The following is a 24,700-nucleotide window of genomic DNA, read 5'->3' as shown; positions in this document are numbered from 1 at the left end:
CGGCGAGCACGACTGCTCGCCGGGGCCCTGTCGTGGTGGCGGTGAGGCCTCAGCCCTCCGCGACCGACTCGCGGATCGCCGACACGGTGAGCGCGAGGTCCTCGGGCTCGGCGACGAAGGGCGGGGAGATCTGCAGCGCGTTGTCCGGCAGCGCCCGGAGGATCACGCCGCGCTCCGCGGCCCGGCGCACGATCGTCTCGCTGACGAGGTCCTCGGTGAACTTCACGGCGCCGAGGAATCCGGCCCGCGAGCGCACCTCGGCGATCCCGTCGACGCCCACGAGGGTGTCGAGCTCCGTGGCGAGGACGTCCTCGAGCTTGCCGGCACGGTCGACGAGGTCCTCCCGCTCGAGCACGTCGAGGTTGGCGTGCGCCACGGCGCAGGCGGTGGCGTGCCCGGAGTAGGTGACGCCGTGCCGGAAGGCCGGCGCCTCCTCGCCCCCGGTGAAGAACGGCTCCCACACGCGCTCGGCGATCTGGATCCCGCCGAGCGGCGCGTAGCCGGAGGTCAGGCCCTTGGCCATGGTGTGGATGTCGGGGTCGAGGGAGTACCGCTCCGAGGCGAACATCTTCCCGGTGCGGCCGAACCCGGTGATGACCTCGTCGGCGATGAAGAGGAAGCCGTGCTCCTTCGCCAGGCGCTGCACGGTCTCGAAGTAGCCGTCCGCGGGCCCGATGACGCCGCCGGCGCCGATCACCGGCTCGGCGACGAACGCGGCGATGCGCTGCGGGCCGATCGCGAGGATCTGCTCCTCGAGGCGCGCCGGGTCGTTCGCCGACACCCGGACGGTGTCGGGCACGAGCGACTCGGTGCCGTAGCCCTCGCGGTTGGGCTCGAGGCCGGCGATCGCGGTGCCGAAGGCGTGGAGCCCGTGGTAGGAGGTGTCGCGGGACACGATGACCGTGCGCTCGGTCTCCCCGACGGCCTGCCAGTAGCGGCGGGCGAGCTTGCAGGCGACGTCGATCGCGTCCGAGCCGCCGGAGTTGAAGATCACCTTGGGGTTCTCGATCGGCGACATCGCCGCGAGCCGGTCGGCCAGGGTGCGCGCCGGCTCGTTGATGAACCGTCCGAAGGTGTGGTAAGTCTCGAGCTCGAGCATCTGCTTGTAGGCGGCCTCGGCGAGCTCCGTGCGGCCGTGGCCGATGTTCGCGTACCAGAGGCTCGCCGAGCCGTCGAAGTACTTCTTCCCCTGCGCGTCCCACACGTAGGAGCCCTCGCCCTTGACGATCTCGATCTGGGAATCCATGACCGACGGCATCTGCGCCTGCCCGTTCCATACCCGATGCGCCATTGTGCGGTCCTCCTCGACTCGATGTGCGCTGCGGCGTGCGCCTCGTGCTCTGCGGCGTGCGCGCTGCGATGCGTGCTGTCCCGTCCAGTCTCGCCCGCCCCGTTCGGCGGGTCAATCCCGGCATGCGGAACGCGGCGCGGGATGAGGAATGCGTGCGCGCCCGCCGTGGTTGCCCAGGGTATGAAGGTCATCGGAGTCACCGAGTTCGGAGGGCCCAGCGCCCTCGCCGTCCACGACGTGCCGGAACCCCACCCGGGTCCGGGCGAGGCGCGCATCCGCGTCCACGCCGCAGCCGTCAACCCCACCGACACGACGTTCCGCGCCGGGGTGCAGGACGTCAGCAGCCTCACCCCGCCCTACGTCCCCGGCATGGATGCCGCCGGAGTCGTCGACGAGGTCGGCGAGGGCAGCGCCTGGCAGGTGGGCGAGGAGGTCATGACGATGGCCGTCCCGGTGAGCGAGCACGGCGGGGCCTACGCCGAGCTCCTCGTCGCCGCCGACGACGCGCTCGTGCGGATCCCGGAGGGGGCGAGCCTGCAGCAGGCGGCCACCCTGCCGATGAACGGCCTCACCGCGCTCCAGGCGCTCGCCAAGCTCGAGCTCTCACCCGGACAGACGCTCGCCGTCACCGGGGCGGCCGGCACCCTCGGCCAGTACGCGGTGCGCCTGGCGAAGCGCGCCGGCCTCTCGGTGATCGCCGACGCGGCGGACAAGGACCGCGCACTCGTGGAGTCCGCGGGCCCGGATCACGTGGTCGAGCGCGGCGACGATGTCGCCGACCGGATCCGGGCGATCGTCCCCGACGGCGTCGACGGGCTCATCGACGCCGCGGTGATGGACGAGAAGGCGGTGCCCGCGGTGCGCGACGGCGGCGGCTACGCCGCGGTGCGGTTCTGGAAGGGGACGGGGGAGCGCGACATCCGGTTCCGCCGCACGGCCGTCGTCACCGAGTACGGCTCCCGCGCGCTGCTCGAGGACCTCCGCACTGCGGTCGAGGACGGCACCCTCGAGCTCGTCGTCGCCGACGTGCACCCGCCGGAGCAGGCCGCCGAGGCGCACGCCCGGTTCGAGCAGGGCGGTGTCCGCGGACGGCTCGTCCTCGACCTGGCAGTCTGGGCCGACTGAGCCCAGCGCACCTGGGTCAGACGTCTCAACCCGGGGAGCCGGACGGGGCGGGCGGAGTCCCCGCCGCCTTCGGCCGGCGTGAGGTGATGACGACGCCGGCGACGATGAGCATCCCGCCGAGCACCTGGATCCCCGTGATCGGGTCGCCGATGAAGAGGCCGATGATCGCGGTGAAGAACGGCACGAGGTTGAGGTAGACCCCGGCGCGCGCCGCCCCGATCCCACGCACCGCGAGGTTCCACATGAGGTAGGACAGCGCGGACGGGAAGATCCCGATGTAGACGACCCCGAGCCACGTGATCCCGTCCGCTGGGCCGGGTGCCCCGAGCACCAGCGTCGCCGGCACGAGCACCGCCGAGGCGAAGAGCGCCTGGACGGCGGTCGCCGACACCGGCGGGGAGGTCAGGAACCGGCCGAGCACCGTGTAGACGACGAACACGCTCACCGCGACGAGCATGAACAGGGTGCCGATGCCGAGGTCGAGCCCGACCCCGCCGCCGTCGAAGCGCACGAGCACGATCACCGCGCCGAGCAGGGAGAGCGCGAGCCCGAGCACCGCCGTCCCGGTCAGCCGCTCCCGGGCGACGAGGACGGCGACGACCGCGATGAGCGCAGGGCCCACCGAGTTGAGCAGCGAGGCCGACACCGAGGAGGTGTGGGCGAGCGCCAGATAGGTGAAGAGCGCGTAGCCGATGAGCCCGAGGCAGCTGAGCAGCACGTGGAGCCGCCACTCGGCGAACACCGCCTTCCAGTCCGGCTTCTCGACGAACGCGGCGAGGACGAACAGCGGCACGGTCGCCAGCACCCAGCGGACCGTGGTGAGGAAGAGCGGGGAGACGGAGTCGGCGATCAGTCCGCCGACGACGAAGTTGCCCGCCCAGAACGCGTTGGCGAGGACGAGGAAGAGGTAGTACCGGGCATCGCGCACAGCCCCACTGTACCGGGCATCGCGCACAGCCCCACTGTACCCAGCCGCACCTGCCCGGCTGCAGGGATCCCGGCCCCGCCGCCGGCGACCTTCTCGGTGACCTCGAACCGCTCCCGGTACCGGCCCAGCAGCAGTCTGCTCTGGGAGTACAGCGCGGTGGTCGCGTTGTAGCCGAGGATCGTCGCGGGGTAGAGGAGCCACTGGGCGAGCATCGCGACGCTGCGCGCCGGCCCGTAGCGCACGGGGCGCGGCGGCAGGAGGTTCCAGAACACGACGAGCGAGATCAGCAGGCTGATCATCGCGATCTGCTGGATCATCCCGACGAGCAGCGGCATCTGGCTCACCAGCGCATCCGCACCCCCGGTCCGGCGCATGATGAGGAACGGGGTCCAGCCGCCGAGCGCGATGATCACCGACACGCAGGCGAGCGTCACGTGCCCCTCGAGCAGGGTGAGGAGGTGGAGGGTGCTCCGCAGCAGCGGGACCCGCCGCTGCGCGCCGAACACGCCGGCGGCGACGTAGGCGATGTCGGAGGCCCCGTAGGACCAGCGGCTCAGCTGCCTGAATTGGGCGCCCATGGTCTGCCGCAGGGTGCCGGCCAGGACCGCGTCCTGGTGGATCGGGACGTGGATCGGCACTACCGCGTAGTCGCCCTCGAAGTGGAAGTACGAGCGCCAGAACTGGTGGCCGTCCTCGACGATCGTGCGGGTGGACCAGAAGCCCATCTCGACGAGCGCATCGAGCGGCTGGGTGTGCGAGGCGAAGTTCCGCAGCGAGAACGGCCGCACCGTGCACGTGAGGTTCCAGAAGCAGTTCGCCGAGGCGATGACGCGGGTGACGGCCGGGGCGTCCCAGATGTTGCTGAGGTACAGGCTGATCGGCTGGAAGGCGCGTCGCTTCCGCTCGAGGCAGGCGATGTACTCGTAGGCGACGTAGTCGAAGTAGCTCTCGTACGGCTTGTTGTCGCAGTCGAGAGTGGTGACGAGGACGGACTCCGCGGCGACCCCGCGCCGCACGGCGAGCGCCTGGAGGTGCTGTCCGGCATGCGTGATGTTCGCGCCCTTGCCGGCGATCTCACCGGGCAGGTCGCGCGGGTGCCGTACGAGCTCGAAGACCGCGAAGCGGTGGCCGAACTCCGCGCGCAGCCGCTGGGCGGTGTGCTCCATCTCCGCACCGCCGCGCTCCTCGTAGGCGAACACGATCCACATCTGCTCGCCCGGCGTGGAGCTGCAGGCCAGGGTGCGCAGCGTCGGGGCGATGACCGAGTACGACTCGTTGTACGCGGCGACGACCACCGCGTGGACGAGCGATGCCGGGTGCGGGTAGCGCTCAGGGTGCGCGGCGACCTGCGCGAGGAGCGCACGGTGCCGCTCGGCGCGGAAGGCATGGGGCGGGCTCGCCGGCACTCTCCGGCCCTCGAGAGTGCGTCCGATGTCGCGGAGCCGAGCGGCCCAGTCGATGCGGGCCGAGGCGCGGAACCGGGTGTAGCCGCGGGCGAGGTCGACCGAGCCGCGGATCGCGCGGAGGAACATCACCCCGACGACGCACAGCACGTAGACCGCTCCCGCCCGTGGCGACACGAGAGGCACGAGGAAGACGAGGAGGATCGCGGAGATGCTCACCGCGCCGGGGAGGATCTCGAACGCCCGGTAGAGCCGGCTGCGGGCCCCGAGCGGGATCTCCAGGTCGGCGGGCCCCACCCGCGAGCGGGGTGCGGTGGGGAATCCGGTCCGGGCGTGCGGCGGCAGGACGGTCATGGGACCAGGGTCGGACCGGCAGCGGTGCACGCGGTGGCGCGGACCTGCCGAACAGATGAAATCTGCTTGTACGACCGGTGCGCCGGGCCGGGAGGTGGTGATGCGGATCACTGCTCAGTAGGGTGGGCACATGGTGAACTCCCAACGGCGCGACCTCATCCGCCGACTGTCCAAGCGCGTCGAATCCGTCCACTCGGCCACGTACTTCGCCCGCCCCGTCGGCGAGGCGATCGCCGGCACCGGGGTGACGCACCCCTCGGCGATCTACTTCGCCGGGCGCGCAGCCCCGCTCGGCCGGGTCCCGGCCTCCGTGGTCGCGGCGACCTTCTACAGCTTCAACCCGGCCTACATCCGCCGGTTCGTGCCGGAGTGCTGGGACACCGCCGCCCCGGAGACGGTGCACGCCGCGCGCCTGGCCGGGGTGGAGCAGTTCCTCGCCGGCGCCTTCGGACCCGAGGCGCCGGGCGGTCGCAGCCCGGAGCTGCCCGCGCTCGCCCAGCACCTCGTCGACGCACTCGACCCTGTGCTCACCGCTCTGCTGCCCGACGGCCGGACGCTGTTCGCCGCCCACCAGGAGGCGCTCGCGCCGGGCGTGCAGGCCCAGGATCCCGCCGTGCAGCCGTTCCTCGACCTGTGGAGAGCGGCGACGCTGCTGCGCGAGTACCGCGGGGACGGGCACATCGGCGCCCTCATCACCCACGACCTGTCCGGGCTCGAGGCGATCGTCCTCCACTGCCTCACCGGTGCCTCGTTCCGTCCGTCCGCCGCGCGCAAGAGCCGCGGCTGGTCGGAGGAGGAGTGGAACGCCGCGGTCGAGTCGCTGCGCGAGCGCGGACTCGTGCTCGGTGCCGGGGACGAGGCCCGGATCACCGACGAGGCCGCGGCGCTGCGCGAGGAGATCGAGCAGGCGACCGACGCCTCGGTCGCGCTGTCGTGGGAGGCGCTGTCGGACGAGCGCCTCGCGGAGCTCGACGGGCAGGCGAAGGACTTCGCGAAGATCCTCGTCGCCCAGGGTGCGTTCCCGCAGAAGCTGTTCGCCACCGGCTCGGGTCTCACCAGCCGGGAGCAGGCCGACCGGGCGTAGGCGCGGGTCGGCGCCTCAGCCCTGGTCGGACGACACCCGGCGGGCGGCGGCGATCGCCTCGTCGCTCGTCGGCCCCTCGGTGCGGAAGACGATCTCGCGGTAGTAGGCGAGTTCGGCGATCGAGTCCTTGATGTCGCCGAGCGCACGGTGGCCGCCGGTCTTCGCCGGGGCGTTGAAGTAGGCCTTGGGGAACCAGCGCTTGGCGAGCTCCTTGATCGAGGACACGTCGATGATCCGGTAGTGCAGGTGGTCGACGAGCTCGGGCATCTGCACCGACAGGAAGGTCTTGTCGGTGCCCACGGAGTTGCCGCCGAGCGGGGCCTTCCCCGGCTCCTTGACATGGGAGCGGATGTAATCGAGGACGGTGTCCTGCGCCTCGGCGACGGTGACCCCGTCGTCGAGCAGCGGGAGCAGCCCGGAGGTCGTGTGCATCCCGGTGACGAACGCGTTCATGTTGTCGAGCGCCGCCTGCGAGGGCTTGACGACGACGTCGACGCCCTCGTCGACGATCCCGAGGTCGAAGTCCGTCACCAGACAGGCGACCTCGATGAGCTCATCGGTGCCGACCTCGAGGCCGGTCATCTCGCAGTCGATCCATACGATTCTGTCAGTAGCCACGCCTCGATCCTACGTCGTCGACCGGTGAGGACACCGGAGGCGAGCCGGTGTGAGGTGCGCCACGGGCGCTGTCATCGAAATGTCAGGCGGGGTGTGTACTATCGACTGCCGTCCTCCGGGGCAGGGTTCCGCACGCTCGGCGGACCCGTCATCTAGACTGAGGAACGCGCACGCGGCGGATGCCCTGCGCGGCTACGACGAAGGGGAATGCGTGCGCTACGTTGTCTCGGGACTGCTCATCGTCGCCGGTCTGATCGTCGGCGCGATCGGCATCCTGCAGCAGACCGTCTGGGCACCGGACGAGACGATCACGGCCTCCGCCTCGCTGAGCGAGCCGGGCCCGCTGCTCGTCATCGAGCCGGGGGTGCTCAACCTCTACGACACGCCGGCCACGCTCACCGTGCAGGGCGAGGGCGAGCTCACGCTGTCGCAGGCCTCGAAGGAGAACATCGACATCTGGGTGGGGGAGACCCCGCACTCGCGCATCACCGGGCTCGCCGACGAATCGACCCTGGCGGTCGAGACCGGCGGCGGCGAGGGCGAGACCGCGAACCCGGCGAACGGCGACCTGTTCGAGTCCCAGCTCAGCGGCGAGGGCGAGATCGTCCTCGACTGGGACTCCGAGCCCGCGCGCACCGCGTTCCTCATCGCCTCCGACGGCGAATCGCCCGCGGCCTCCTCCATGGAGATCAGCTGGCCCAACCACGCCGAGACCCCGTGGGCGCTGCCGCTCATGATCATCGGCGGGATCCTCGTCGCGCTCGGCCTCGTGCTCGGCTTCATGGACCTGCGCCGCGCGCAGAAGGAGAAGCAGCGCCGGGAGGCCCGCCGCGAGCGGCGCCGCAGGCTCGCGGCGACCGGAGCCGCCTTCGCGATCGTCCCCGTCATCGCACTCGCCGGCTGCGGCGGACCCGCCGAGCTCCCGACGCCCGCGCCCTCGGACCCGCCGGAGTCCGCGCCCGCCGTCGTCACCGATGCCCAGCTCGAACGCGTCATCACGGAGATCGCGGACTCCGTCGCCGCGTCCGACGAACAGCGCCACGCCGATGCGCTCGCCGCCCGCGCGGCCGGGCCGTTCCTCGAGCAGCGGCAGTCCGCCTACGCCGTCAAGGACAAGTCGGAGGACTACGAGCTGCCCCCGGCCGTCGCTGCCGAATCGATCACTGTGAACTTCACCTCGGCGACGGACCAGTGGCCGCGCGTGACGAGCGCGATCACCTCCGACAGCGGGTCGGGCCAATCGCAGCTCCTCGTGCTGTCGCAGGAGAACGCGCGCGCCGACTACAAGCTGTGGTCGCAGAGCGTGCTGCTGCCCGGTGCGGCGATCCCCGAGGTCGCCGATGCGCGCCAGGGGTCCCAGCTCCTGGCACCGGACCAGGCGGGTCTGAAGAAGACTCCGGAGGACACCGTGCGCCAGTACGCCGACGTGCTCCAGAACGGCGACGACTCCCGCTTCGCCGGTGACTTCGCCGAGGACGCCTTCCGGAAGCAGGTGGAGCGCGCGCAGACCTCCCAGCGCGAGGCGCTGTCCGAGGGCAACGGCACCATCGAGTTCGAGTACGCCCCGGCCGAGGGCAACCAGCTCGCTGCCCAGCAGACCGCCGACGGCGGTGCGATCGTCACCGGGCTCATCACCGTGACGACGACGATCGCCCCGGAGTCCGTCGAGGGCCGCACCGGCTCGCTGACGATCCCCGAGCCGCAGAAGTCGATCGTCGGGGAGAGCACGACGAGCCGGAAGCTCGTGACGAAGAACCTCCAGGTCGTGTCGTTCACCGTCCCCGCCGACGGCAACGCGCAGATCGCCCTCGTCGGCGTCTCCGATGTGCTCGCCGACGCCGAGCTCGCCCGCTGATCCCACCCCGGCCCGCCGAACCATCCGCCCGCCGACACCGCCCGAAAGGACATCCCGTGACGCAGCCGCCCCAGCACCCGGACCCCCAGTCTCCTGCCCAGCCGCAGCAGGGGCTCGATCTCTCCGCTGTGCGCACCCAGCACGGCGCCACCGCCCCGACGACCGGTGACGCGGCCGGCGGTGCCCTGCCGGACAACGCCGTCGAGGTCCCCGCCCTCGTCTTCGACGTCACCGAGGAGACCTTCAACGACGTCGTGCAGCTCTCCTCCGACGTCCCCGTCGTCATCGACCTGTGGGCCGACTGGTGCGGGCCGTGCAAGCAGCTCTCCCCGGTCCTCGACCGAGTGGTGGCCGACCTCGGCGGCCGGGTGGTGCTCGCCAAGGTCGATGTCGACGCGAACCCGCGCATCCAGCAGATGTTCCAGGTGCAGTCGATTCCGACCGTCGTCGCGATCGTCCAGGGCCAGCCGGTTCCGCTGTTCCAGGGCGCGCAGCCCGAGCCCCAGGTGCGCCAGGTCTTCGACCAGCTCCTCCAGGCCGCCGCACAGGCCGGGATGACGAAGATCGCGGTGCCGCGCGGCCAGACCGCGGCCGAACCCGAACCCGCCCACCCGGAGGCGCTCGCCGCGCTCGAGGCCGGCGACCTCGACACCGCCGCCGAGGTCTACCGGAAGGCCCTCGCGGAGGCACCCGCCGACGAGGACGCGAAGGTCGGGCTCGCCCGGGTCGGCCTCCTCCAGCGCACCCGCGACCTCGACCCCCAGGCCGTGCGGGAGGCCGCGGCCGCCGACCCGCGCTCGGTGCCCGCCGCGCTCGACTGCGCCGACCTCGACCTCGCCGGCGGGCACGTCGACGACGCGTTCTCCCGCCTCCTCACCGTCTTCACGACGAGCGCGGGGGAGGAGAAGGAGACCGTGCGGGTCCGTCTGCTCGAGCTGTTCGAGGTCGTCGGCGGCACCGATCCGCGCGTCGTCAAGGCCCGCGCCCGCCTCATGCGGTCCCTGTTCTAGAGGACCGGATGCTGCGCCTCATCCTGGCCGCCGTGTGCGCGGTGATCGGACTCGCGGTGACCGCGCTCGCGGTCTCCGCGGTCGCGGTCACCGGCACCGACGACGTCACCGAGACCGAACCCTTCACCGTCGCCGACGGGACCTACGCCGTCGTGCTCGACGAGCAGCAGGTGCCCTACGAGGGGTCCACGGCGGCGATCACCGCCGAGAGCGACACCGAGCTGTTCATCGGCACCGCGAGCGGCGTCGACACCGAGAACTACCTCACCGGGGTCGCCCACGAGACGATCACCGGCGTCGAGTTCCCGGGTGTGCTGAGCCACCGGTCCGTCCCCGGGGAGCCGCAGCCGGTGACGCCTGCCGCGACGCGCGATTGGTGGCTGGCGAGCGACACCGGCACCGCCGTGTCCCATCGCTTCGACCTCGATGCCGCACCGCAGATGGTCGTCATCGCACCGGCGGACCCGGACGCCACCCTCGACGGCACCACGGTGAGGCTGAGCATGGACGTCGAGGGAGTGTTCGGCTTCAGCCTGCTCGGCTTCGCAGTCGCAGTGCTCGCGTTCGGACTCGCGGTGTTCTTCCTGCTCCGCTGGTGGAACACCCGGCTGCGCCCGCCGCCCAAGCTCCCCAAGCGCAAGGGCACAGGCGATGGCCGGGGCACAGGCAAGGGCAGTGGCGACCGCCCGGCACCTGCCCGGCGGCCCGGCAAAGGGTCCGGACGACTCGGCGGCACCGCGGCCGGCGCCTCGGCGATGGCCCTGGTGCTGTCCGGCTGCTCCCAGCTGCCCCTGCCGATCGCCCAACCCGCCGAGCCGGAGCTCACCCCGTACGAGCGGCCGGCGCTGCGCCCGGGCGATGCCGGGACCTTCATGACGGACTACACCGAGGCGCTCGACGCGACCCTCGCCGGGGACCAGGAGGAGCTCGACGGCATCCAGACCGGGCCGCTGCTCGGGCGCACCCGCGCCGAGGTGCTCATCGCCCGCGCCGAGGAGCAGACGCTGTCAGCAGTGGCCTTCACCGAGGTCGTCGCCGGCGGGCCGATGTTCGACGAGTACCCGATGTGGTTCATCGGGTTCGGCGACCCGGGGGAGGGCGAGTCCGTGCAGGCGATGCTCGTCACCCGCGAGTCCGCCGCCGAGGACTGGAAGGCCGCCCAGTCGCTGTTCGTCCCGCGCGAAGCCGTGCCCACCCTGCTCGCCGGCGGCGACGGCGCGGTGCCCCTCGCACCCGATGCGCACCAGGACGTGGCGGCGGCCGCCGCCGCGCAGCTCGACGGGTTCCTCGAGACCGGGACGCTGCCGGAGAGCCCGGTCGAGTTCGCCTACCCGACCGACACCTTCTCGAGCTTCCGCGAGTACGTCGACCAGTTCTCCGAGGGCGACAACGCCTTCGAGGACGTCGGGGTGACATGCGAGCCGTACACCGAGGTGCCGCTGAGCACCTACGCGCTCGAGACGGAGGCCGGTGCAGTGTCCTTCGGCGAGGTGCAGTGCACGATCACGCTCTCGGTGCCCGGGGACTTCTCGATCGACATGGGCACTGCCGTCGAAGCCGTGATGACGAACGACGGCGGCGGCAACACCGTGCAGATCGACGCCTCCCTGCCCTACCTGCTCACGAGCGCCGGCGCGGAGAACACCGTGTACGGCTCCGACTGGTTCCTCCTGTCCTCGCAGACCTCCGAGGACTGAGCGGGGCTGCGCCGCCGCGGGGACCGGGCCATCCGCGGCCGGACGGTCTCAGCCGCGCACCCGGCGGTCGACGCGTGCCAGCCACCACAGGCCGACGACCGGGAGCACGAGCGGGATGAATCCGTACCCGATCCCGAACCCGGACCACACGCTGGGGGCCCGGAACACCTCGGGATGGGTGAAGCTCAGCACACCGACGACGAGCACTCCGAGAAGCTCGATGAGGCAGGACGCGATCGCGATCCGGTGGGTGGTGCGGTTGCCGATGACCAGGCACACCGTGGCGATGATGTAGACGACCGCAGCGACGGCCGACAGCGTGTAGGCGGTCGGCGCCTCGTCGAACTCGCGGATGATCTGGTACCCGGCGCGCGCGGACGCGGCGAGGGCGAACACGCCGTAGACGGCGGTGAGCGCCCGGCCGGGACCGGAGTGCATGGCCGACCAGCCCGGCCGCCCACCGGTGGCCGTGCCGGTGGTGCCGGGTGCGGAGCGGCGCGTCCTCAGAGCCAAATCTGGTCCATCCTCTCGATCATGACGAACACGGTGACCGCCGCGGCGGCGACCACGGCCGGCCCCCAGCGGCTGAGCTCCGCGAACGCCCAGAACCCGGCGAGCGGGACGAGCAGCAGCGCGGTGAAGAGGTAGCCGAAGAAGAGCAGCGGATCGGTGCCGTCGGCCCGGCCCCACAGCGCGATCGACACGACGAGCTGCACGATGAGGAGCACGAGCAGGCCGCCGGTCGCGCCGAGCAGCCCCTCGCCCGCAGCGGTGTTCCGGATCGTGAGGACGAGCGCCCACACGGTGAGGACCGCAGAGTACGCGAAGAGCAGATAGGTCAGGGCAGTGAGCACCGGACCAGTCTACCGAGGGCGCGCAGCGGATCACGAAGGGGCAACGATCGCCACCAGGTCCCCGGAGGCAGGTGTGGTCGATGTCACAATCACTGCAGGGCCGCACGTGCGGTGCAGACTCGGGGACAAGGGGCACGGGAGATGGCGATGACGCGCACACGGTGGATCACAGCGCTGGCGGCGACGGGAGCACTCGCACTCGCGCTCGCGGGCTGCGGGCAGTCCGGCACTCCCGGCGGTGAAGGATCCGGAGAGGGCGGCGCGGCCGGCGGCGACACCCCGGAGTACACCGTCGCCGACGACTTCTCCCTCGAGGAGTCCGAGACCTGGAAGGCCGCGAGCGACCGCGGGACGATCCGGATCGGCGTCAAGTACGACCAGCCGGGGCTCGCCAACGTCGAGGTCGGCTCCGAGCTGCCCGAGGGCTTCGACGTCGAGATCGCGAAGCTCGTCGCCGCGGGGATCGGATTCGCTCCCGAGGACATCGAGTTCATCGAGACCGTCACGCCCAACCGCGAGCCGTTCCTCCAGCAGCGCACCGTCGACCTCGTCGTCGCGAGCTACACGATCAACGACGAGCGCAAGCAGGTCATCGACTTCGCCGGCCCCTACTACATGGCGGGCCAGGACCTGCTCGTCCTCTCGGATTCGGAGATCAACGGTCCCGACGACCTCGCCGGGACCACGGTGTGCTCCGCGGACGCCTCGACCACCGCGATGCGGATCGAGACCGACTACCCCGAGGCCGACCTCGTGACCTACGACGCCTACCCCAAGTGCATCAACGACCTGCAGGCCGGCAACGTCGACGCCGTCACCACCGACGACTCGATCCTGCGCGGGTACGCCGCACAGTACGGGGACGAGATGCGGGTCGTCGGCGAACCCTTCTCCGAGGAGCCCTACGGCATCGGCATGCCCAAGGACGAGCAGGAGCTGCGGACCGCGATCAACGAGATCCTCGAGCAGGCGCGCGAGGACGGCACCTGGGTCGAGGCCTTCGAGTCGACGCTCGGCGACAGCAGCGGTGTCGAGCAGCCGGCGACCGAGGACTACTGAGCCGAAGGCCGGTGAGCCGAGGGCTGCTGGGCTGAGGACTGCAGGGCCGGGGGCTGCCCGGCAGCCTGCCCGACGGCGGGCCGCTGCATCTGTGCGATGCGGGTCCGGCCCATCGTCAGGCCGATGAGGGCGAGCAGGCCGCCGATGACGAGGTAGACCGAGATCGGCCAGGTCGCGCCGTCGGAGATCTGGAGCAGCCAGGTCGACACCGAGGGGGACAGGCCGCCGCCGAGCACCGCTCCGACCTGGAACGACACGGACACGCCCGAGTAGCGGAAGCGCGGGGCGAACAGTGCGGTGAACCAGTACGCCATGGGTCCCCACACGATGCCGGCGAACGCGTAGCCGCCGACGATCGCGATCGTGGCACCCGTCGCGGTGGCCGAGGAGAAGAACCAGAAGAACGGGAACGCCCAGGCGATGAGGAGCACGGTCCCGATCCCCATCACCCGCGTCATCCCCAGCCGGTCACCCAGATAGGCGGCGGTGAGGCAGGTGACGAGGTGGACCGCGGAGCCGATGAGCCCGGCGGTGAGGATCGTCGAGCGCTCCATCCCGAGCGCCTCCGTGCCGAATGCCATGGAGAAGGTGTTGATGATGAAGATCGTGAGGTTGAAGCCCATGTTGAGGAGGATCCCGGCGAGCACGAACATGCCGGCGGTGCCCACCACCTCGACGAGGGGCGCGGCCGCCGTCGAGTCGGTGCGCTCGAGCGCGGTGAACTCGGGCGACTCGTCGAGGCGCAGCCGGATGTAGAGACCGACGAGCACGAGGACGGCGGAGGCGAAGAACGGCAGCCGCCAGCCCCAGTCGAGGAACGCATCCCCCGTGGCCGAGGCCGCGAGCGTGAAGGACAGCGTGCCGAGGATCGAGCCGAGCGGGGAGCCGCCGGTCGCCCAGCCGCCGTAGAACGACTTCGTGCCGGCCGGGGCGTGCTCGGTCACCATGACGAAGGCGCCGCCCTGCTCCCCGCCCATGAAGAAGCCCTGGAGCAGGCGGAGCGCGAGCACGATGAACGGCGCGGCGAGACCGATCTCGGCCGTCGCCGGCACGAGGCCGATGAGGAAGGTGCACACGCCGGTCGCGGTGAGGGTGATGACGAGCATCGACTTGCGCCCGAGGCGGTCGCCGAAGTGGCCGAATACGAGCCCGCCGAGCGGCCGTGACAGGAAGCCGGCGCCCATGGTGAGGAAGGCGATGAGGGTGCCGACGAGCGGGTCCTCGGTGACGAAGAAGACCTGGTTGAACACGATCGCCGAGGCGAGGCCGTAGATGATGAAGTCGTACAGCTCGATCGCGTTGCCGATGCCCGAGGCCAGCGCGACGCGCCGGACGGCCGAGCGCGGAGCGGCCTCGGCGGTCCTCGCAGGGGTGGAAGTCATGAGAGGAATGGTAGGACGAGGCCCGGCCGCGGCGTTCGGCGGGGTCGCCTGGTGGACGGGACGCCGCGTAGAATCGCCCACGATGCGCACCTACTTCGACCATGCCGCCACCTCGCCGATGCCGCCGGACGTGCTCGACGCGTACACCGCGGAGCTCCGGCGCGCAGCCAACCCCTCGTCCCTCCACGCGGAGGGCCAGGCCGCCCGGATGAGGATCGAGCAGGCCCGTGAGGACATCGCACGGGCCGTCGGCGCGAGCACCCCGGCCGAGGTCGTCCTCACCTCCGGCGGCACGGAGGCGGACAACCTCGCGATCAAGGGGCTGTGGAGGCTGCGCAACGCCGATGTCGGCAGCGCGGGTGACGCCTCCTCGGGCGAGGAGCCCAGCGGCGGCGAACACTCCTCGCCACCGCGCCCCCGCATCCTCATCTCCGCGATCGAGCACCCCGCCGTGTCCGAGGCTGCCGACTGGCTCACCGGGCTCGGTGCCGAGGTCGTGCGGATCCCCGTCGATGCCGACGGCCGCCTCGACCTCGCGGCGTACGAGGCGGCGCTCACGGCGGATCCGGATCGGACCGCGCTCGTGTCGGTGATGGCGGCGAACAACGAGATCGGCACGGTGCAGCCGATCGCGGAGGTCGCCGCGCTCGCCCGCGCTCACCGGGTGCCAGTGCACACCGACGCGGTGCAGGCATTCGGCCAGCTCCCGCTCGACTTCGCCGCAGTCGGCGTCGACGCGATGACGGTGACCGCTCACAAGATCGGCGGCCCGGTGGGCATCGGCGCGCTCGTGCTCGGCCGCGACCTGGCACCGGAGCCGGTGCTCCACGGCGGCGGGCAGGAGCGCTCCGTGCGCTCAGGGACCCTCGACGTGGCCGGGGCCGTCGCCTTCGCCGCCGCCGCGACCTCCGCGACCGCGGACCTGCCGGCCCGGGCGGGGCACATGGCCGCGCTCCGCGACCGGCTCATCGACGGGATCACCGCGGCGGTGCCCGAGGCCGAGCTGTCCGGCCCGCCCGGCGCGGGCCGGCTGCCGAACAACGTCCACTTCGTGTTCCCCGGGTGCGAGGGCGACACCCTGATCTTCGGCTTCGACGCTGCCGGCTTCGCGACCTCGGCGGGCTCGGCCTGCTCGGCCGGGGTGTCGCGGCCCTCGGAAGTGCTGCTCGCCTGCGGGCGCGACGAGCCGACCGCGCGCGCCTGCCAGCGCTTCACACTCGGCCCGGAGACGAGCGAGGCCGACGTCGATCGCCTCCTCGCCGCGCTGCCGGAGATCGTCGTGCGCGCCCGCCGGGCCGGGATGGCATCGGGGGCCCCGGCATGAGGATCCTCGCCGCGATGTCAGGAGGCGTCGACTCGGCCGTCGCCGCCGCCCGCGCGGTCGACGCCGGGCACGAGGTCGTCGGCGTGCACCTCGCGCTCTCCCGGATGCCGGGCACCCTGCGCACCGGCTCGCGCGGGTGCTGCACGATCGAGGACTCCCGCGACGCCCACCGGGTGGCGGGCCTGCTCGGCATCCCGTTCTACGTGTGGGACTTCTCCGAGCGGTTCAAGGAGGACGTCGTCGACGACTTCATCGCCGAGTACTCGCAGGGCCGCACCCCGAACCCGTGCATGCGCTGCAACGAGAAGATCAAGTTCGCCGCCCTCCTCGACCGGGCGCTCGCGCTCGGCTTCGACGCGGTCGCCACGGGCCACTACGCGGAGATCATCGAGGGGGCCGATGGCACCCCCGAGCTCCACCGCGGCCTCGATCTCAACAAGGACCAGTCCTATGTGCTCGGCGTGCTCACCGCCGAGCAGCTGCGCCACTGCTTCTTCCCGATCGGCGCGGCGACGGCGAAGGCTGAGGTCCGCGCCGAGGCCCGCGAACGCGGCTTCCCGGTGGCGGACAAGCCCGACTCCTACGACATCTGCTTCATCCCCGACGGGGACACGAAGGCGTGGCTATCCGACAAGATCCCCATGCGCCCCGGCCTCATCAAGGACACCGAGGGGGCCGTGCTCGGCGAGCACGAGGGCGCGATGACCTACACGATCGGGCAGCGCAAGGGCCTTCGGATCGAGCGGCCGGCGGCGGACGGGAAGCCGCGCTACGTCGTCGACCTCGACTCGCGGGAGAATACCGTGACGGTCGGTCCGCGCAGGGAGCTGTCCGTCGACCGCCTCGACGGGATCCGCACCTCGTGGTGCGGCGCGCCCCCGGCGGACGTCGGCTACGCGGAGTCCCAGGCGATCGACTGCGAGGTGCAGATCCGAGCCCATGCCGACCCGGTGCCGGCCCGGATGTGGCTCGGTGAGCTCATCACTGAGGTGGGGGACGGCGAGCACAGCGCTGAGGCGGAGGACGCCGAGGCGGAGGCGACCGCCACCGTGACGGGGGCAGGGGAACCCTCCGACCCCGCGGCCATCACCGTGCCCCGCTCCCGCCCGCCCGGCCGGCTCATGCACGTCGTCACCGAACGCCCCCTGTCCGGGGTGGCCCCGGGGCAGACCATGGTCGTCTACCGCGGCACCCGGGTGCTCGGCCAGTCGACGATCGATCGCGCGCACCGCAGCACCGCGGCGGTCTGAGGCCCCGCGCCGGCGGGTTGCCGGGGACGCCGCACCCTCACCGATGCCGAGGTCCAGATCGTCATGACCGACGGCGGTCGGCGGCCCCCCTGTTCTGCACCGCGGTCCCCGGTGACGGACCCCGGCCGGCCCCCGGCAGTGCCCCGGGGGCATGACGGCTGTCCCACTCGCTACTGTGGTGCCATGAGCACCGCACCGTTCGGATCCTGGGATTCCCCGATCACCGCCGCACACGTGGCCGCAGGGTCCGAGCCGATCCAGCGCGCCCGGTTCGCCGGCGACGCGATCTGGTACTCCCAGCGCATCTCCGACGAGGAGGGGCGGACCGGGATCTTCGTGTCCCGCACCGGCCGGTTCGGCGACGGGGAGCTCGTCCTCCCGTGCGGCCACAACGCCCGCAGCCGCGTCCACGAGTACGGCGGCGGGGCCTGGGAGATCGACGGACCCTCGGGCACGCTCTACTTCGTCAACGCGACCGGCCAGCGCGTCCACGCACTCGACACCACCGACCCGGGTGCCCGTCCCGTCCCGCTCACCCCGGCGACCCGGTCGACCGTGCGCTACGGCGACCTCGTGCTCAGCGGCGACCGGCTCCTCGCAGTCCGCGAGAGCCACCGCGCCCCCGGCGAGGTGCACCGCTCCATCGTGGCCATCGAGACCGGCGGGCCCGACGCCGGCGCGCTCGTCACCCTGGCCGAGGGGCCGCACTTCCTCGCCTGGCCGCGGATCTCACCGGACGGCCGCCATCTGTCGTTCGTCGGCTGGGACCACCCGCACATGCCCTGGGACGAGACCCGGGTGTACATCCAGGAGCTCTCCGAGGGGCGCCCGGTCGGGCCCGCGGTTGCGATCTTCGGACGTGCCGAGGAGTCGGTGCTGCAGCCGGAATGGCTCGGCAGCAGCACGCTCGTCGTCAGCGCCGACCGGACCGGCTGGTGGGAGCTCTACCGGCTCGACGTGCCGACCTTTCTCGCCCGCTGCCGGGGCGAGGCCGGGGCCCGACCGGCCGAGGAGGTCCCCCTGCTGAGCACCGATGGGGAGATCGGCGGCCCGCTGTGGTCGCTCGGCGACCGCTGGCACCTGCCGGTGGAGCACGGCAATCGGATCATCGCCGAGAGCCGGTACGGCACCTCCTCCCTCGTCTGGTCCGATGTCCGCACCGGCGAGCACCGGATCATCGACTGCGGGCTGACGAGCTTCTCGATCCAGGACTATCGCGAGGGCGCAGCCCTGCTCGTCGGGGGCAGTGCGCACCGGGTGAGCGGTCTCTACACCTTCGAGCTCGCGAGCGGCGAGCTGTCGCCGGTGGCACTGTCGAACGCGCGCCTCGCGCACGCCGACCACTATCCCACCGCGGAGCTGCGGGAGTTCGACGGCGTCCCCGCCGTCGTGTACCCGCCGCGCAGCCCGGGGTTCTCCGGACCCGCCGGTGAGGTGCCGCCCTATGTCGCGTTCGTCCACGGCGGGCCCACCGGGCAGGCGGTGCCGATGGTGTCGGCGCACCACGCCTTCTTCACCTCGCGCGGGATCGGCGTCGTCGACGTCAACTACGGCGGCTCGACCGGCTACGGGCGGGCCTACCGCAACCGGCTGCGCGGACAGTGGGGGATCGTCGACGTGCAGGACACCGTCACCGTGCTCCGCGGACTCGCCGCCGCCGGGGAGGCGGACCCGGACCGACTGGCGATCAGCGGCGGCTCCGCCGGCGGGTGGACCGTGCTCAACGCGCTGACCACGACCACCGATTTCGCCTGCGGGGCCTCCTACTACGGGGTCGCGGAGCTCACCCGGTTCGTCACCGAGACCCACGATTTCGAATCGCACTACATCGGCACGCTCGTCGGCCCGCTGCCGGAATCTGCGGAGATCTACGAGGAGCGCGCCCCGCTCAACCGGCTCGACGCGCTGTCCGCCCCGGTGGCGGTGTTCCACGGCGCACTCGACACCGTGGTTCCGCAGAGCCAGACGCGCCGGCTCGTCGCGGCACTCGAACGACTCGACCTGCCCTTCGTCGCGAAGGTCTACCCACGCGAATCGCACGGCTTCGTGCGGCCCGAGAACCTCATCGACTCCCTCGAGACCGAGCTCGGCTTCTACGGCCGCATCATGGGCTTCGACACCCCGGGCATCCGCCGGGTCCACCTGCGCGGGCGCGGCCGATGAGCGGGGATCCCACGTCCGGCGGCGGACAGCCGGTGATCGGCGGCGAACGGACGACGGCGACCGCGCCCCAGCGTGCTTTCTCGACCACCGGGGTGTGGCCGGGGGAGGACCCGCGGCAGGGTGCCTCGGCGTCGTTCGACGATCTCGCCGCCGGCTACCCGGCGATCCCGCTCACCGGTGCCCCGGCCCAGGGCGGGAGCCGCTGGGCCGTCGACGGGACGGGTGCGGCGGTGCGGCTGCTCGCGGAGCTGCCGGTCGACCTCGGCTCCTACGGCTGGCGGCTGAGCCGCGGCGAGGGGAGGGACCAGCGCGTCGAGGAGTCGCGGTTCGGCCGCACCCTCGATGCCGTGGGCGAATACGGCGAGGGCTATGGCGGCCGCACCCTGCTCACGCTGCCCGGGCCGTGGACGCTGATCCGGGCGCTCAGCCTGCCGGGCGGCACGCCGGTGCTCGGCGATCGCGGAGCGGTGCGCGACGTCGTCCAGGACTATGCCGCCGGCATCACCGCGGAGCTCGACCGCTGCGAGCGGCTGCTCGGCGCCCGGCCGCGGGTGCGGCTGTGGGAGCCGTCGCTCGATGCGATCCTCACCGGTTCGGTGCCCACGGTCTCCGGATTCCGCACGCTGCCCGCGCTCGCCGAGCAGTCGGTCACGGCGGCGCTCGCGTCGTTCCTCCGCCGGACCGGGCCGGACACGATCCTCGGACTGCCGGAGCTCGGCCACGTGCGGATCAGCGGCAAGGCCGTTGCCCACCGGCGGCTCCTCGCCGATGCCGAGGTCGGGGCGCTGAGCATCCCGCTCGAATCTCTCGAGTCGTTCGACGGGCGTCGCTGGGAGGCGGTCGCCGAGGCCGTCGATGCCGGGACCGAGGTGTGGCTGCGGCTGCCGGCGCGGGCCGGTGAGCGGCCGAGCGAGGTCACCCGCTGGGTGGATGCGCTCGCCGAACCCTGGGAGCGCATCGGGATGAACCGGGCGAGCCTGTCCGGATTCGGTATCCTCACCGGGTGGGAGCTGCCGGTCCGGCTCCCGCCGCTGCTCCCGGCCGACGCCTCGGTGCGGACCGCGCTCGGGAACATCGCGCTCGCGCGGCGCCTCGCCGATGCGCTCGCGGAGGAGTCGTGACCGGGACCGGAGCGGTGAGCGTGCGGGCGGCGTGGGTTCGGCCGGGGCGGACGGGCGCGAGACACCAGAACGACGGGGAGGCAGCATGACACGCTCGACGAAGCCGGCGGGCGACGAATCGACCGCCGAGGAGCCGATGGCAGCGGCTCAGGACGGTGCGGCCAAGGCCGCGGATGAGACTCCGGTGAGCAGCGCCTCGACCAGCGACGCCTCGGTCAGCGACGCCTCGGTCAGCGACGCCTCGGTCAGCGATGCCTCGGTCAGCGACGCCTCGGTCAGCGATGCCTCGGTCAGCGACGCCTCCGACGACACCTCGGACAGCAGCTCTGCTGATGTCGACCTCACCGACGCCTCGGCCCGTGCCCGGTACGCGCAGGAGCTCACGGCCGCGATCGAGGCGCATCGCGAGGCCTACTTCAAGCACGATGCGCCGACCGTGTCGGACGCGGAGTACGACGCGCTCATGGTGGCCCTGCGGGACCTCGAGGAGCGGTTCCCCGAGCTCGTCGACGACGCCTCGCCCACGCAGACCGTCGGCGGCGCCGTCGACACCTCGACCTTCGCGGAGGTCGAGCACCTGTCGCGCATGTACAGCCTCGACAACGTGTTCTCCCTCGAGGAGCTGCGGGCCTGGCGGGCGCGCACGGACAAGGCGGTGCCGGCCGGCACCCGGTTCCTGTGCGAGCTCAAGATCGACGGCCTCGCGGTCAACCTCCTCTACCGCGACGGCGAGCTCGTGCGGGCCGCGACCCGCGGCGACGGCCGCACGGGCGAGGACATCACCGCGAACGTGCGGACGATCGCCGACATCCCGACCCGGCTCGACACGGAGTTCCCGCCGGCGGAGGTCGAGATCCGCGGCGAGGTGTTCTTCCCCGTCGAGCGATTCACCGAGCTCAACGCCGCGCTCGTCGAGGCGGGGAAGGCGCCCTTCGCCAACCCGCGCAATGCCGCGGCGGGTTCGCTGCGCCAGAAGGATCCGCAGGTCACCGCTGCGCGCCCGCTCCACATGCTCGTCCATGGGATCGCCGCCTGGACCCCGGCGGGGCCGGATCATCCGGAGCCCGCCGCACAGTCGGAGGTCTACGAGCAGCTGCGGTCCTGGGGTCTGCCGATCAGCGAGTACTACCGGGTGCTCGGTGCCGAGTCGGAGGTCGAGGAGTACATCGACCACTACGGCGAGCACCGCCACGACGTGCTCCACGAGATCGACGGAGTGGTCGTCAAGGTCGACGACATCGGGACGCAGGAGGAGCTCGGATACACCTCGCGCGCCCCGCGCTGGGCGATCGCATACAAGTACCCGCCGGAGGAGGTCACCACCCGGCTGCTCGACATCCAGGTGCAGGTCGGCCGGACCGGACGGGTGACCCCGTTCGCGGTGATGGAGCCGGTGACCGTCGCGGGGTCCACGGTGAGCAAGGCGACCCTCCACAACGCGCACGAAGTCAAGCGCAAGGGCGTGCTCATCGGCGACACGGTGACGATCCGGAAGGCCGGGGACGTCATCCCCGAGGTGCTCGGCCCGGTGGTCGCGGCACGCACCGGGGACGAGCGGGAGTTCGTCATGCCCGCGGTGTGCCCGTCCTGCGGAACCGCGCTGCGGGAGATGCGCGAGGGCGACAAGGACATCCGGTGCCCGAACTCCCGGTCGTGCCCGGCGCAGGTCGCGAACCGGCTGTTCTACCTCGCGTCCCGGGCCGCTCTCGACATCGAGGCGCTGGGGGAGGAGGCCGCGCTCGCGCTCACGCAGCCGGTCGCCCCGGAGGTGCCTCCGCTGACGAGCGAGGCACACCTGTTCGATCTCACCGTCGAGGACCTCGCCGAGGTCGAGATCGAGCGGGAGAAGCGGGTCAAGGGCGAGCCGACCGGCGAGATCGAGCGCGTCAAGTACTTCTACACCAAGGAGGAGCGGTACGTCCGCGGGGAGAAGGCGGGCGAGCTCAAGAAGCCCTCGGTGCCGCGGGCGAACACCGTGAAGATGCTCGAGGAGATCGCTGCGGCGAAGGAGCGCCCACTGTGGCGCGTGCTCGTGGCGCTCTCGATCCGGCACGTCGGCCCGACCGCGGCGCGGGCGCTCGCGGAGCGCTTCCGCACGATGGAGGCGCTGCGCGGTGCCTCGTTGGAGGAGCTCGCCGAGGTCGAGGGTGTGGGTCCGACGATCGCGGAGAGCGTCGTCGAGTGGTTCGGCGTGGACTGGCACCGGGAGATCGTCGACACGTGGAAGGACGATGGGGTGGTCATGGCCGACCCGGAGCCCGTGGACTCCGACGTGCCGCAGACGCTCGCGGGGCTGACGATCGTGGCGACCGGGAGCCTCGAGGGTTTCACCCGCGACGGGATCAAGGAGGCGATCACCGGTGCGGGCGGGAAGGCCGCGAGCTCCGTGTCGAAGAAGACCGATTACGTGGTCGCCGGGGAGAACGCCGGCTCGAAGCTCGAGAAGGCGGAATCCCTCGGTGTGCCCGTGCTCGACGAGGCGGCATTCGCCAAGCTCCTCGCCGAGGGGCCGGCCAGCGGCGATGGCGACACCGCGGACGAGGACAGCGATGCCGCCGATCTGGATGCCGAAACCGGCAGCTGAGCCGGTTCGAACGTCATGAGCTGAGAGCACTGTGAACGGCCCCCACAATCCCCGCCACCCCGACAACCCCCAGCATGTCCCCGGTCCCCACCAGGGCTCTGGTCCCGAGCAAGCCTTCGGGCTCCACCGGAGCTCCGGTCTCGAGCCCGGGGGCAGGCACCAGCTCTCACCGGAAGCAGGGTCTGCTGCCATGCCCGGTGGGCCCGTCCCGGTGCAGCAGCCGACCGGGGCGCTGGGCAGGTGGCTCGGGCTCATCAGTCTGTGTGGGCTCGCCCTGCTGGGGAATATCTTCGGGATCATCGCGACGTCGATCGTCCACGCGAAGAGCAGGCACAAGCCGATGCTCGCGCGGCACAACGCCCGGAACGCCCTCAACTGGTCGATCAGCTTCGGCGCGTACACGGCGCTGCTCTTCACCATCCACTTCATCGTGCTCTACGTGGTGACGGCGGATGAGCCGTACACCGGCGGGTTCTTCCCCATCGCCACCGCGATCGCGATCTGGATGGCCGTCGGTGTCTATCACGTCATCGGCTCGATCGTCTGCGCCGTCAAGGCGGCGAACGGCTCGGTCGCCTGGCTGCCCGGAACACTGCCCTGGGTCGGCAGCCCCCGCTGACGGGGAGCATCCACTGAACGCCAGATCCACTGAACGCCGGCATCCGCTGAACGCCAGTCGCCCTGCTGAGGAGTGGTGTCTGTTGACCGGTGACCTCCGGTGATCGGTCGCCTCCAGCTGATCAGCGGGCTCAGTTGATCAGCGGCGTCAGTCGATCGTCAGCCCCCCCCCCCAGATTGAAAGCCTTCTGACCGGCAGCCTTCTGATCGGCAGCCTCTGCTGGTTGGAGCAGCAGCGGATCTGCACATCTCAGGGTCGGATCGGTCTGGGGTGCGGGAGAGGTGCCGTCCCGTGTCGATTCAGAGGGGCGGCGGGTCGTCGTCGGCGTGCCACCAGGAGTCGCCGTCGTCGGCGGGAGATGCGGTCGATGTCTCCTCCGTGCTCCTGTCGTCGGACGTGCCGCTGAACAACGTAACGGAGTCCGTGAGGCGCGTGTCCTCTCGGCTGGCCGCGGGCGCGCGGTCGATCGTCGTGTCGGGTTGCGGCGCGGTGGCGTGCGGACGGTTATCCTCCGTCTCGGAGGCGTCGGAGGCGTCGGAGGCGTCGGGGTCCGGTTTCGGGACCTTCTCCCAGTACGCCCACGGATCGATGACCACGGCAGCGGCGGAACTGCCCGGCGTGCTGTCATCCGGATCCTGGTGCGGCGGACTGGCAGCTGGGCATACTCCGGGCGGTTGATCGGGCGGCCCGTTGCCGGGGCCGTGTGGTGGTCCGGTGTTCGGGGTGTCCGGCGGGTCGTCGTCATCAAAGTCACGCGGCGGTCCGCCATCGGGAGGACTCCGTAGGTCGTCGTCGCCGTCCGACAGTTGGGTGCCCGGGGTGTCCGGGTTGTCGTCGGGTTCGTTCGGCGGCGGATCGGGCTCGTCGGGGTCGGGGTCTTCGGGGTCGGGGTCGGTTAGGGCGTGTCCGATAAATGGTGTAGCCACGCAATAGCCGCGTTGAGTACGACTGCTGCGCGGTAGACGATGGCGAGTTTGTC

19 protein-coding genes and 1 pseudogene are annotated in these 24,700 nt (G+C 71.7%); 12 read left to right on the top strand and 8 right to left on the bottom strand.

Features of this window, described 5'->3' with window-relative positions; genetic code table 11:
• Nucleotides 1-49: 49 nt before the first annotated feature.
• Nucleotides 50-1,291, bottom strand: coding sequence for an aminotransferase family protein (locus ABD883_RS09745; RefSeq protein ID WP_137320247.1), 1,242 nt, complete (start codon nucleotides 1,289-1,291; stop codon nucleotides 50-52).
• A 180-nt stretch (nucleotides 1,292-1,471) separates the two neighbouring features.
• Between ABD883_RS09745 and ABD883_RS09740 the strand changes: the two genes are divergently transcribed.
• A complete protein-coding gene (locus ABD883_RS09740; protein ID WP_137320246.1) occupies nucleotides 1,472-2,416 on the top strand; it encodes an NADP-dependent oxidoreductase in 945 nt (314 codons plus the stop codon).
• Between the two features lie 25 nt (nucleotides 2,417-2,441).
• Here the strand turns inward: ABD883_RS09740 and ABD883_RS09735 are convergent, their stop codons facing one another.
• Nucleotides 2,442-3,344: a DMT family transporter gene (locus ABD883_RS09735; RefSeq protein ID WP_175406996.1), complete on the bottom strand. Its 903-nt coding sequence runs from the start codon at nucleotides 3,342-3,344 to the stop codon at nucleotides 2,442-2,444.
• On the bottom strand, nucleotides 3,266-5,101 hold the full coding sequence (locus ABD883_RS09730) for a glycosyltransferase family 2 protein (RefSeq protein ID WP_345031690.1): 1,836 nt from the start codon (nucleotides 5,099-5,101) through the stop codon (nucleotides 3,266-3,268). The genes ABD883_RS09735 and ABD883_RS09730 overlap by 79 nt, the downstream gene beginning before the upstream one ends.
• A gap of 130 nt (nucleotides 5,102-5,231) precedes the next feature.
• On the opposite strand from ABD883_RS09730, the gene ABD883_RS09725 reads away from it, so the two are divergent.
• Nucleotides 5,232-6,185 (top strand): SCO6745 family protein, encoded by a 954-nt coding sequence (locus tag ABD883_RS09725; RefSeq protein WP_345031687.1) that lies wholly within the window; start codon nucleotides 5,232-5,234, stop codon nucleotides 6,183-6,185.
• 15 nt (nucleotides 6,186-6,200) lie between these two features.
• On the opposite strand, the gene orn is transcribed toward ABD883_RS09725, so the two are convergent.
• Nucleotides 6,201-6,803 (bottom strand): oligoribonuclease, encoded by a 603-nt coding sequence (orn, locus tag ABD883_RS09720; protein WP_345031684.1) that lies wholly within the window; start codon nucleotides 6,801-6,803, stop codon nucleotides 6,201-6,203.
• Between the two features lie 211 nt (nucleotides 6,804-7,014).
• Between orn and ABD883_RS09715 the strand changes: the two genes are divergently transcribed.
• The 3 genes from ABD883_RS09715 to ABD883_RS09705 are packed head-to-tail and all read left to right on the top strand — an operon-like array spanning nucleotide 7,015 to nucleotide 11,365.
• Nucleotides 7,015-8,658 carry a DUF8094 domain-containing protein gene (locus tag ABD883_RS09715; RefSeq protein WP_345031682.1) on the top strand — a complete coding sequence of 548 codons (1,644 nt, stop codon included), beginning with the start codon at nucleotides 7,015-7,017 and terminating at the stop codon, nucleotides 8,656-8,658.
• 56 nt (nucleotides 8,659-8,714) lie between these two features.
• The gene (locus tag ABD883_RS09710) at nucleotides 8,715-9,668 is read left to right on the top strand and encodes a tetratricopeptide repeat protein (protein WP_345031680.1); all 954 of its coding nucleotides are present in this window, start codon (nucleotides 8,715-8,717) and stop codon (nucleotides 9,666-9,668) included.
• Nucleotides 9,669-9,676: 8 nt separating this feature from the next.
• Entirely contained in the window at nucleotides 9,677-11,365 is a 1,689-nt protein-coding gene (locus ABD883_RS09705; RefSeq protein ID WP_137320241.1) for a DUF8094 domain-containing protein, read from the top strand.
• Nucleotides 11,366-11,413: 48 nt separating this feature from the next.
• Here the strand turns inward: ABD883_RS09705 and ABD883_RS09700 are convergent, their stop codons facing one another.
• Nucleotides 11,414-11,803, bottom strand: coding sequence for a hypothetical protein (locus ABD883_RS09700; protein ID WP_137320531.1), 390 nt, complete (start codon nucleotides 11,801-11,803; stop codon nucleotides 11,414-11,416).
• A 65-nt stretch (nucleotides 11,804-11,868) separates the two neighbouring features.
• Nucleotides 11,869-12,219, bottom strand: coding sequence for a hypothetical protein (locus ABD883_RS09695; protein WP_345031677.1), 351 nt, complete (start codon nucleotides 12,217-12,219; stop codon nucleotides 11,869-11,871).
• Between the two features lie 147 nt (nucleotides 12,220-12,366).
• On the opposite strand from ABD883_RS09695, the gene ABD883_RS09690 reads away from it, so the two are divergent.
• On the top strand, nucleotides 12,367-13,278 hold the full coding sequence (locus ABD883_RS09690) for a glutamate ABC transporter substrate-binding protein (protein WP_137320239.1): 912 nt from the start codon (nucleotides 12,367-12,369) through the stop codon (nucleotides 13,276-13,278).
• Here ABD883_RS09690 and ABD883_RS09685 read toward each other — a convergent pair.
• Complete coding sequence (locus tag ABD883_RS09685) at nucleotides 13,272-14,660, bottom strand: MFS transporter (RefSeq protein WP_345031675.1); 1,389 nt, start codon at nucleotides 14,658-14,660, stop codon at nucleotides 13,272-13,274. The two genes, ABD883_RS09690 and ABD883_RS09685, sit on opposite strands and share 7 nt — an antisense overlap.
• A gap of 82 nt (nucleotides 14,661-14,742) precedes the next feature.
• On the opposite strand from ABD883_RS09685, the gene ABD883_RS09680 reads away from it, so the two are divergent.
• From ABD883_RS09680 to ABD883_RS09655, 6 genes are all read left to right on the top strand, one after another.
• Entirely contained in the window at nucleotides 14,743-15,984 is a 1,242-nt protein-coding gene (locus ABD883_RS09680; protein ID WP_345031673.1) for a cysteine desulfurase family protein, read from the top strand.
• Entirely contained in the window at nucleotides 15,981-17,234 is a 1,254-nt protein-coding gene (mnmA, locus tag ABD883_RS09675; RefSeq protein ID WP_345031671.1) for a tRNA 2-thiouridine(34) synthase MnmA, read from the top strand. Before ABD883_RS09680 ends, mnmA begins: the two co-directional genes overlap by 4 nt.
• Before the next feature lie 183 nt (nucleotides 17,235-17,417).
• Entirely contained in the window at nucleotides 17,418-19,397 is a 1,980-nt protein-coding gene (locus tag ABD883_RS09670; protein ID WP_345031669.1) for a prolyl oligopeptidase family serine peptidase, read from the top strand.
• Nucleotides 19,394-20,518 carry a hypothetical protein gene (locus ABD883_RS09665; RefSeq protein ID WP_345031667.1) on the top strand — a complete coding sequence of 375 codons (1,125 nt, stop codon included), beginning with the start codon at nucleotides 19,394-19,396 and terminating at the stop codon, nucleotides 20,516-20,518. The genes ABD883_RS09670 and ABD883_RS09665 overlap by 4 nt, the downstream gene beginning before the upstream one ends.
• A gap of 85 nt (nucleotides 20,519-20,603) precedes the next feature.
• The gene (gene ligA, locus ABD883_RS09660) at nucleotides 20,604-23,102 is read left to right on the top strand and encodes an NAD-dependent DNA ligase LigA (RefSeq protein ID WP_295690909.1); all 2,499 of its coding nucleotides are present in this window, start codon (nucleotides 20,604-20,606) and stop codon (nucleotides 23,100-23,102) included.
• 190 nt (nucleotides 23,103-23,292) lie between these two features.
• Nucleotides 23,293-23,721 (top strand): magnetosome magnetite crystal formation protein family, encoded by a 429-nt coding sequence (locus tag ABD883_RS09655; RefSeq protein ID WP_137320233.1) that lies wholly within the window; start codon nucleotides 23,293-23,295, stop codon nucleotides 23,719-23,721.
• A gap of 299 nt (nucleotides 23,722-24,020) precedes the next feature.
• Here the strand turns inward: ABD883_RS09655 and ABD883_RS09650 are convergent.
• Nucleotides 24,021-24,700 (bottom strand): annotated as a pseudogene (locus tag ABD883_RS09650) (hypothetical protein); the annotation flags it as partial.

This window comes from Brevibacterium pityocampae (genome assembly GCF_039541555.1).
Classification (GTDB): domain Bacteria; phylum Actinomycetota; class Actinomycetes; order Actinomycetales; family Brevibacteriaceae; genus Brevibacterium; species Brevibacterium pityocampae.
Note: the sequence above shows the minus strand (reverse complement) of the source record. Positions and strands in the feature narration are given on the sequence as shown.